Below are 8,436 nucleotides of genomic sequence, written 5' to 3'. Positions count from 1 at the left end.
CTTCGACGGAGTCCCGCCGCCGGGCCCGGCGATGCCGGTGATAGCGACCGCGACATCCGCGTCGGACGCCGCCAGCGCCCCGCGCGCCATGGCCCAGGCGGTGGCGACGCTCACGGCACCGAACGTGTCGACGACTTCCTCGGAGACCTTGAGCCCGCTGATCTTGGCGGCATTCGAATAGGTTATGTAGCCGGCTTCGAACACATCCGAAGAACCCGGGATCTCGGTCAGCGCGGCGCTGACGAGACCACCCGTGCAGCTTTCCGCAATCGCCATCCGGCGGCCCGCGGCGCGGTTCGCGTCGACGACCTCGCGCGCCTTGTCCACCAGCAAATCGGGAAGCAGGTTATCCCTCACTCGACAGTCCCATTCGAATGCTCGCCACGGCCTGGGCGGCGATGCCTTCCCGCCGGCCGGTGAAGCCGAGGCCCTCCGTCGTCGTCGCCTTGATGCTGACCTGATCGATGCTCAGGCCCGCGATCTCCGCGATGCGCGCGCGCATCGCTTCGCGACAGGGCGCCACCTTCGGGGCTTCGGCAATGACAGTACAATCCACATGATCGACGATAGCTCCACGAGACCGCAACAGCACGACCGCATGCGCCAGGAAAAGCGAGGAAGCGGCGCCCTCCCAGCGCTGATCCGAAGGCGGGAAATGCTCGCCGATGTCGCCGAGCCCGGCCGCGCCGAGCAAAGCGTCGGTGATCGCGTGGAGGACAACGTCGGCATCGCTGTGCCCGGCGAGTCCGCGGCTGTGCGGCACTTCGACTCCGCCGAGCATCAGCGGTCCCTCGCCAGAGAAGGCGTGGACATCGAAGCCGAACCCGGTGCGCGGGACGAGGCGGCCCGCGAGCCACTGCTCGGCGCGGTCGAAATCGGCGGCGAGGGTCAGCTTCTCGAGCGCGGGATCGCCCTCTACGGCGGCAACTTTCATGCCCGCCGCGCGGACGACGGTGGTTTCATCCGTGGGAGGAAGCCCGGACCAGCGCTCGTAAGCGGCCTTGAGAGCATCGACGCGGAATGCTTGCGGCGTCTGGACCCGCGCGAGCCCGCTGCGGTCCACCGGCTCGCCGATCGTGTCGCCGATGCACGCGAGCGTGTCGCCGACGGGAAGCACCGGCGCCGCGCCTTCGTAGAATTCGAGGGTCGCGAGCAGCCGGTCGACGACCCCGGCTGGGCAGAAGGGGCGCGCAGCGTCGTGGACCAGCACCGCATCTCCTCCGATCTCCCGAAGACCCGAACGGACGGAATCTGCCCGGTCTGCGCCGCCTTCGATCAGATCGCCGACATTGAGGCCGGCCAAAGCGGTGAAGGCGAGTTCCTCGTACCCCTTGCCGATGACGACGCGCGCTGACTGGACCGCGGGATGCCCGATCAGGGCTTCCACCGCCCAGCGAAGGACGGGCTTGCCGCCGAGCAGCCGGTATTGCTTGGGAACGCCGCCGCCTGCGCGTTCGCCCTTGCCGGCGGCGACGATGAGGGCGGTGGTGGTCACGGCCCGGGCGTCTAGGACCGCTTACCTTGTCCGCCAAGGGCTCTTCCCCTATCTGACGCCTTCCCATGACCCTCGTGAAGCCCATCAGGATCGGCCCAATCAACATCGGGCCCATCGAGGTCGCGTCGCCGGTGATCCTGGCGCCGATGACGGCCGTCACCGATTTGCCGTTCCGCCGGGCGGTGAAGCGCTTCGGGGCGGGGCTGACGGTCAGCGAGATGATCGCGAGCCAGGCGATGATCCGCGAGACCCGCCAGTCGCTCCAGAAGTCGCTGTGGGACCCGTGCGAGGAGCCGGTGTCGATGCAGCTCGCTGGCTGCGAGCCCGAGGTGATGGCCGAGGCCGCGAAGCTCAATGAGCAGCGCGGCGCGGCGATCATCGACATCAACATGGGCTGCCCCGTCAGGAAGGTCGTCAACGGCTGGGCGGGATCGGCGCTCATGCGCGATCTCAAGAACGCCGCGGCGATCATCGAGGCGACGGTCAAAGCCGTGAAGGTGCCGGTGACGCTCAAGACGCGCATGGGCTGGGACCACGACAGCCTCAACGCGCCGGAGCTGGCACGGATTGCCGAGGACCTGGGCGTACAGATGATCACCATCCACGGCCGCACTCGCTGCCAGTTGTACAAGGGCACGGCGGACTGGGCATTCGTGCGGAAGGTCAAGGAAGCGGTTTCGGTCCCCGTGATCGTGAACGGCGACATCAACACGGTCGAGGATGCACGCGAAGCGCTCCGGCAATCCGGCGCCGACGGGGTGATGGTCGGCCGCGGCGCCTACGGGCGCCCGTGGTTCGTCGCGCAGGTGATGAGCGTCCTCGGCGGGGGAGGGCACCGGCCCGATCCCAGCCTCGACGAGCAACTCGCGACCATGCTCCAGCAATATCATGAGATGCTCGAGCTCTATGGCAGGCAGACCGGCGTGAACCTCGCGCGCAAGCATATCGGCTGGTACACCAGAGGGCTGCCGGGCTCGGCCGAGCTGCGCAACACGGTCAACCAGCAGGACGATCCCGCTGTCGTGGTTCGCATGTTGCAGGAATTCTATTCGCCGTGGCTCGCGCGCTCGGCCGCGTGACCCGAAGAGCCTTCATAGAAGTGTGTTGATTCTGCAACGGCCATGCTAGGGCCGGAGCGAATGGACGCGCGTACGGCCGAATCGCCGGTGACATTGCAGCAGGAAAGTTGGCTCCAGCGCGAGCGCGCGAGCGGGCGGTTCTACGATCGCCTGATGCTGCTCGTCGGGCTGGTTCTCGCAGGAATGCTGGGTCTGAGCGCGTGGCTTTTGAGGCGCAACGCCGAGCCCGGGACGCTACTTTCGCCACCGCTGATCGCGGTGCTGCTGATCGCGATCCTTCTGCCGGCAATCGCGCTGATGGCGCTCTACGCGCGCAAGGTCGCTGTCCGAAGGGCGGAGAGGGGAGGCCTCGGCAGCGGCCGCCTCCATGTGCGGCTGGTCGCGCTGTTCACCTTGCTTGCCGCCGTTCCGACGGTGCTGGTGGCGATCTTCGCCTCGGTGCTGTTCCAAAGCGGCCTCGAATTCTGGTTCTCCAACCGCGCTCGCAACATGCTCGAGAATACCGTGCAGGTGGCGCAGGGTGTTTATCGATATGAGCTCGGCCAAGTAGGCGCACAGGCCATAGCCATGGCGGGGAATATGGCCGACGGACTCAGCAGAGTTCCGATCGACGATCCGCAAGTCCCAGTTGCCCTCGCTACGCAAACATATCTCAGATCATTGAACGAAGCCGCAATCTTGATGATTCCGCCGACGGGAGAAGTGCAATCGTTCGCCGTCATCAATGGATACGTCGGCATGATCGATCCCGACCGACTTCGGGACGCACAGCATCGCCTTTCCCGACAGCCCGACAAGGGATTCGTTGACGCAAACACACCGAATCGCATTGCAGTGCTCACGAGGCTCGGCTTCGAAAAGGATTTCTACCTTTACGTGGGCCGCTCGGTAGACCCCGAGATCGCGGCGCAAACTGACCGAGCGAACGATGTTCTTCGCGATTATCATGCGCTGTTGAAACGCTCGCGCGTCAACCAACTCCGCTTCAATGCGGCGCTTCTGCTCGGATCGCTGATCATCGTAGGGCTTTCAATCCTTACAGCGCTCAAACTCGCTGATCGCCTGGTGAGGCCTGTGGGCGAGCTCGTCACCGCTGCCGGAAGGATCGAGTCCGGCGATTTCTCGGCCCGCGTTCCGGTCACCAAGAGCGACGACGAAGTCCAGACTCTCGCGACCGCCTTCAACCAGATGACCGAGCGGCTCGAGGAACAGACCAACGAGCTGCGCAGCGCGAACACGCAGATCGAGACTCGCCGGGCGTTCATCGAGGCGGTGCTGTCGAGCGTCACCGCGGGCGTGGTCGCCGTCGACGCGCAGCATGGCATCCTGCTCCTCAACCGCTCGGCCGAGACCCTGCTCGAGCAGGATGAGCCGATCGAGGGGAAGGCGCTTGCCTCGGTCTCTCCGGAGCTCGAGGAGTTCATGCGCGGCCAGCAGTCGGAAGCCAATGTGCTGATCACGGCCGACGGGATGCAGCGCACCCTTGCCGTCAAGCGGGTCCGCTACCAGGACGGGTCGGTGCTGACCTTCGATGACATTACCGACCAGCTGACCGACCAGAGGCGCGCCGCCTGGTCGGACATCGCGCGGCGCATCGCGCACGAGATCAAGAACCCGCTGACCCCGATCCAGCTTGCCGCCGAGCGGCTGCAGCGGCGGTTCGGCGGCGAAATCTCGTCCGACAAGGACACGTTCGAGCGGCTCACCGGCACCATCGTCCGGCAGGTCGGCGACCTGCGTCGGATGGTCGACGAATTCTCGAATTTCGCGCGCATGCCCAAGCCGGTGTTCCGCGAAGAGGACGTGCACGAGATCGCGCGCCAGGCTTTGTTCCTGCACGAGGTCGCGCACCCGGCGGTCAGTTTCACGCTCGAGCCGCCTGCCGGTGAATTTCGCATGGTGTGCGACCGCCGCCAGCTTGCGCAGGCATTGACGAATGTCGTCAAGAACGGTGTCGAGGCCATTGAAAGCAGGCGTAATCGTGGAGAACACAGCCTCGCCGGAGACCGCGTTGACCTGCGGTTGCGGCAGGACGGCGGGCTTCTCGTCATCGACATTCTCGATACCGGCGTCGGGCTCCCCGAGGATCGCGAGCGGCTGACCGAACCCTACATGACGACGCGGGTGCGCGGCACCGGCCTCGGCCTCGCCATCGTCAAGAAGATCGTCGAGGAACATATGGGCGAGATCGCCTTCCTCGACCGCCAGGGCGGCGGGACGCACGTCCGCATTTCGTTCGACACCGCGAAGCTTGCCGCGCTTGCCGGCGACCAGGCTTCGCACGCCAGCCAAGAGGACGAGGATGACGTTGAGGATGCCTGATGGCGCTTGAAGTGCTCGTGGTCGACGACGAGGCGGACATCCGCGAGCTCGTCAGCGGAGTCCTCGAAGACGAGGGCTATGCCGTGCGCACCGCCGCCGACAGCGATTCCACGCTCGATGCGATCGAGGAGCGGCGGCCGTCGATGGTGCTGCTCGACGTGTGGCTGCAGGGCTCGAGGCTCGACGGCTTGCAGTTGCTGCAGGAGATCAAGCGGCGGGATTCGACGGTGCCGGTGCTGATGATCTCGGGCCACGGCAATCTCGACACCGCCGTTGCCGCGGTGAGGGAAGGGGCCGTCGACTTCATCGAAAAGCCGTTCGAGGCCGAGCGGCTGATCTATCTCGTCGACCGCGCGACCGAAACCGACCGGCTGCGGCGCGAGAACGCCGCGCTTCGGCGCAAGACGGGCGACGAAGACCAGCTCCACGGGAGCTCGGTGGCGATCAACACCGTCCGCGCGACCCTGAAGCGCGTCGCTCCAACGGGCAGCCGCGTGCTGATTTCGGGACCCGCCGGGGTCGGCAAGGAAATCGCCGCGCGGATGATCCATTTGTGGAGCCCGCGCGCCCGCGCCCCCTTCATCGTCCTGTCGGCGGCGATGATGAGCCCCGAGCGGGTCGAAGAGGAGCTGTTCGGGAGCGAAGTGGACGGGGCGATGCGTCCCGGCCTCCTCGAGCACGCCCATGGCGGCACGCTGTTCCTCGACGAGATCGCAGACATGCCGGCGACCACGCAGGCCAAGATCCTGCGCGTCCTCACCGACCAGAGCTACCACCGCGTCGGCGGCCAGCGGCCGGTGCGGGTCGATGTCCGGGTGCTCTCGGCCACGTCGCGCAACCTGCAGGACGAGATCAACGCCGGGCGCTTCCGCGAGGATCTGTTCTACCGGCTCAACGTCGTGCCGGTGAAGCTTCCGCCGCTCCGCGAGCGGCGCGAGGATATTCCCGAGCTCGTCAGCCATTTCCTCGCGCGGTTCGCGGCCGAGCGGCGGATGCAGCCGCCGCGCATCTCGGAGGAAGCCATGGCCGCGCTCCAGGCCCACGACTGGCCCGGCAACGTCCGCCAGCTGCGGAACATCATCGAGCGGACCTTGATCCTCGCGCCGGGCGACCGAGTCTCGTGCATCGAGGTCGACCTGCTTCCGCCCGAAATCCTCGACAGCCACAACGTCATGGGCGGTGCCGCGACGGCGATGGCGATTATGGGCAGCCCCTTGCGCGAAGCGCGCGAATCGTTCGAGCGCGAGTACCTCCGCATCCAGATCCGGCGCTTTTCCGGCAACATCTCGCGCACCGCATCGTTCATCGGCATGGAACGCTCGGCACTGCACCGGAAGCTGAAAGCCCTGGGGATCGGGGACAAGAGGGAAGGGGACGAGTAGAGGTCACCCGCTTATGGCTGCTCGGTCGCTCAGTTTGCAGGATCATTTCCTGAACAGCGTCAGGCGCGCCAAACTTCCCGTGACGATTTTCCTGATGAAGGGCGTGAAGCTCCAGGGGGTGATCACCTGGTTCGACGCATTTTCGCTCCTCCTGCGCCGCGAAGGCGCGTCGCAGCTCGTCTACAAGCATGCCGTTTCGACGATCATGCCGGCAGAAGCGCCGCCGGACCTCGTTCCGACCACGAGCGAAGGCGCGAAGCCGCAACTGCAGGACAAGTTCCTCGCCGCCGCCGCGGGACAGCAGGAGCGGATGACCCTCTTCCTCGTCAACGGCGTGATGCTTCAGGGCGCGGTGAGCGGATTCGACCAGTTCAGCCTGCTGCTCGAGCGCGGCGGACAGGTGCAGCTGGTCTACAAGCACGCGATCTCGACGCTTCAGCCCGCCCATCCGCTCAGCCTCGGCGCTGAGCAGGGGAGCGCGAGCGAGGAGGGTGAACCCTGAACGCTTTCGACGGCAATGGTGCGATCGAGGTCGCGCGCGGGGAACGCGCCATCATCGCTGTCCCGGAGCTTCCGCGCGAGGGCTCCCGGCGCTCGGCAGAGGCGCGTGTGGAGGAGGCGGAGGGGCTCGCCGAAGCGATCGGGATCGACGTGGTCGCGTCGCGGCCGTTGCGGATTCGCGCGGTTCGGCCAGCGACGCTGCTGGGCAAGGGGCAGGTGGAGGAGATTGCCGAACTGGCCAAAGAAAAGGGTGCCGGGCTGCTGATCGTCGATTCGGCGCTGACCCCGATCCAGCAGAAGAATCTAGAGGAGGAAGCCCGAACCAAGGTGATCGACCGCACCGGGCTGATCCTCGAAATTTTCGGCGAGCGCGCCGCGACCGCCGAAGGTCGGCTGCAGGTCGAGCTCGCGCACCTCGATTACCAGGCGGGGCGGCTGGTCAGGAGCTGGACCCACCTCGAACGGCAGCGCGGCGGCTTCGGCTTCCTCGGCGGTCCGGGCGAGACCCAGATCGAGGCCGATCGACGGATGATCCGCGACCGCATGGCGAAGATCAGGCGCGAGCTCGACCAAGTGAAGCGCACGCGCGGCCTTCATCGTGACCGGAGACAGCGCGCACCGTGGCCAGTGGTTGCGCTGGTCGGCTACACCAACGCCGGGAAATCAACGCTCTTCAACCAGTTGACGGGCGAAGCTGTGTTCGCGGAAAACCTCTTGTTCGCGACTCTCGACCCGACCATGAGGGACATTCGCCTCCCTGGTTTCGACAAGGTGATCCTGTCCGACACGGTGGGGTTCGTATCGGACCTGCCGACCGAGCTGATCGCCGCCTTCCGCGCCACGCTGGAGGAGGTCCGCGAGGCGGACCTGCTCGTGCACGTGCGCAACATGGCCCACCCCGACCGCGAGGCGCAGCGCGACGACGTCGATGACGTGCTGACCTCGCTCGGCCTCGCAGAGGAGGGGGCGCCTCCGCGGATCGAGGCGTGGAACAAGGTCGATTTGCTTTCAGGCGAGGAACGCGAGCGCCTGACGGAAGAGGCTCGACGTCGCGAGGACGTGGTGGCGATATCGGCGGCGACGGCCGAAGGGCTGGATGCGCTGCGCGAGCGGATGGCCGAATCCCTGAGGAGTAACGAGCAGGTGCACCAGGTGCGGCTCCCCGCCAGCGCCGGCGAAAAGATCGCCTGGCTGCACGCGCGCGGCGAAGTGCTCGAGCAGCGGCTCGACGAGGAGGAAGTGGAATTGTCGGTGCGGCTGTCACCCGACAATTGGGCGCGCTTTCAGGCGATGGAGCCTGCCTGAGCCTTCTTCGCGGCGGCCCAGAGCTCTTCTTTTTCATCGAGGCTCATGTCGGCGAATCCTGGCGTCTTCTCGATTGCGCGGAAGCGTTGCTCGAACTTGTCATTGGCTGCGCGCAGCGCGGCTTCAGGTTCGATGTTGAGATGACGTGCGAGGTTCACGACGGCGAACAGCAGGTCTCCCAGCTCGTCGAGCATGCGGTGATGGTCGCTCTCGGCGTCGAGCTCGGCAAGCTCCTCGTCGATCTTGGCGCGCGGCCCTGAATTGTCGGGCCAGTCGAAGCCGACGCGGGCGGCGCGGCGCTGCAGCTTGGCCGCGCGCTCCAGAGCGGGCAGCGCCAGCGCGACGCCGGCAA

8 protein-coding genes are annotated in these 8,436 nt (G+C 66.4%); 5 read left to right on the top strand and 3 right to left on the bottom strand.

The window, feature by feature from the left end; genetic code table 11:
* Positions 1-357, bottom strand: a 357-nt coding sequence (locus GH737_RS11040; protein ID WP_230558769.1) for a CinA family protein, incomplete at its 3' end; no start/stop codon positions are given.
* Complete coding sequence (locus GH737_RS11035; RefSeq protein WP_155264872.1) at positions 347-1,495, bottom strand: bifunctional 2-C-methyl-D-erythritol 4-phosphate cytidylyltransferase/2-C-methyl-D-erythritol 2,4-cyclodiphosphate synthase; 1,149 nt, start codon at positions 1,493-1,495, stop codon at positions 347-349. The genes GH737_RS11040 and GH737_RS11035, both read right to left, overlap by 11 nt.
* Before the next feature lie 65 nt (positions 1,496-1,560).
* Between GH737_RS11035 and dusB the strand changes: the two genes are divergently transcribed.
* The 5 genes from dusB to hflX are packed head-to-tail and all read left to right on the top strand — an operon-like array spanning position 1,561 to position 8,084.
* Entirely contained in the window at positions 1,561-2,574 is a 1,014-nt protein-coding gene (dusB, locus tag GH737_RS11030) for a tRNA dihydrouridine synthase DusB (RefSeq protein WP_155264871.1), read from the top strand.
* Between the two features lie 60 nt (positions 2,575-2,634).
* Positions 2,635-4,896, top strand: a complete 2,262-nt coding sequence (locus GH737_RS11025) for a sensor histidine kinase NtrY-like (RefSeq protein ID WP_196233115.1) — start codon at positions 2,635-2,637, stop codon at positions 4,894-4,896.
* Entirely contained in the window at positions 4,896-6,278 is a 1,383-nt protein-coding gene (gene ntrX / locus GH737_RS11020) for a nitrogen assimilation response regulator NtrX (protein ID WP_155264869.1), read from the top strand. The genes GH737_RS11025 and ntrX overlap by 1 nt, the downstream gene beginning before the upstream one ends.
* Before the next feature lie 13 nt (positions 6,279-6,291).
* Positions 6,292-6,780, top strand: coding sequence for an RNA chaperone Hfq (hfq, locus tag GH737_RS11015; RefSeq protein ID WP_155264868.1), 489 nt, complete (start codon positions 6,292-6,294; stop codon positions 6,778-6,780).
* On the top strand, positions 6,777-8,084 hold the full coding sequence (gene hflX / locus GH737_RS11010) for a GTPase HflX (RefSeq protein WP_155264867.1): 1,308 nt from the start codon (positions 6,777-6,779) through the stop codon (positions 8,082-8,084). The genes hfq and hflX overlap by 4 nt, the downstream gene beginning before the upstream one ends.
* On the opposite strand, the gene GH737_RS11005 is transcribed toward hflX, so the two are convergent.
* The coding region (locus GH737_RS11005) for a MazG nucleotide pyrophosphohydrolase domain-containing protein (protein WP_275401962.1) at positions 8,063-8,436 on the bottom strand (374 nt) is incomplete at its 5' end. The genes hflX and GH737_RS11005 overlap by 22 nt on opposite strands.

The sequence above is a fragment of the Sphingomonas segetis genome (assembly GCF_009720245.1).
Lineage (GTDB): Bacteria > Pseudomonadota > Alphaproteobacteria > Sphingomonadales > Sphingomonadaceae > Sphingomicrobium > Sphingomicrobium segetis.
The sequence above is the reverse complement of the archived record's forward strand: the minus strand, read 5'-3'. Positions and strand labels throughout refer to the sequence as shown.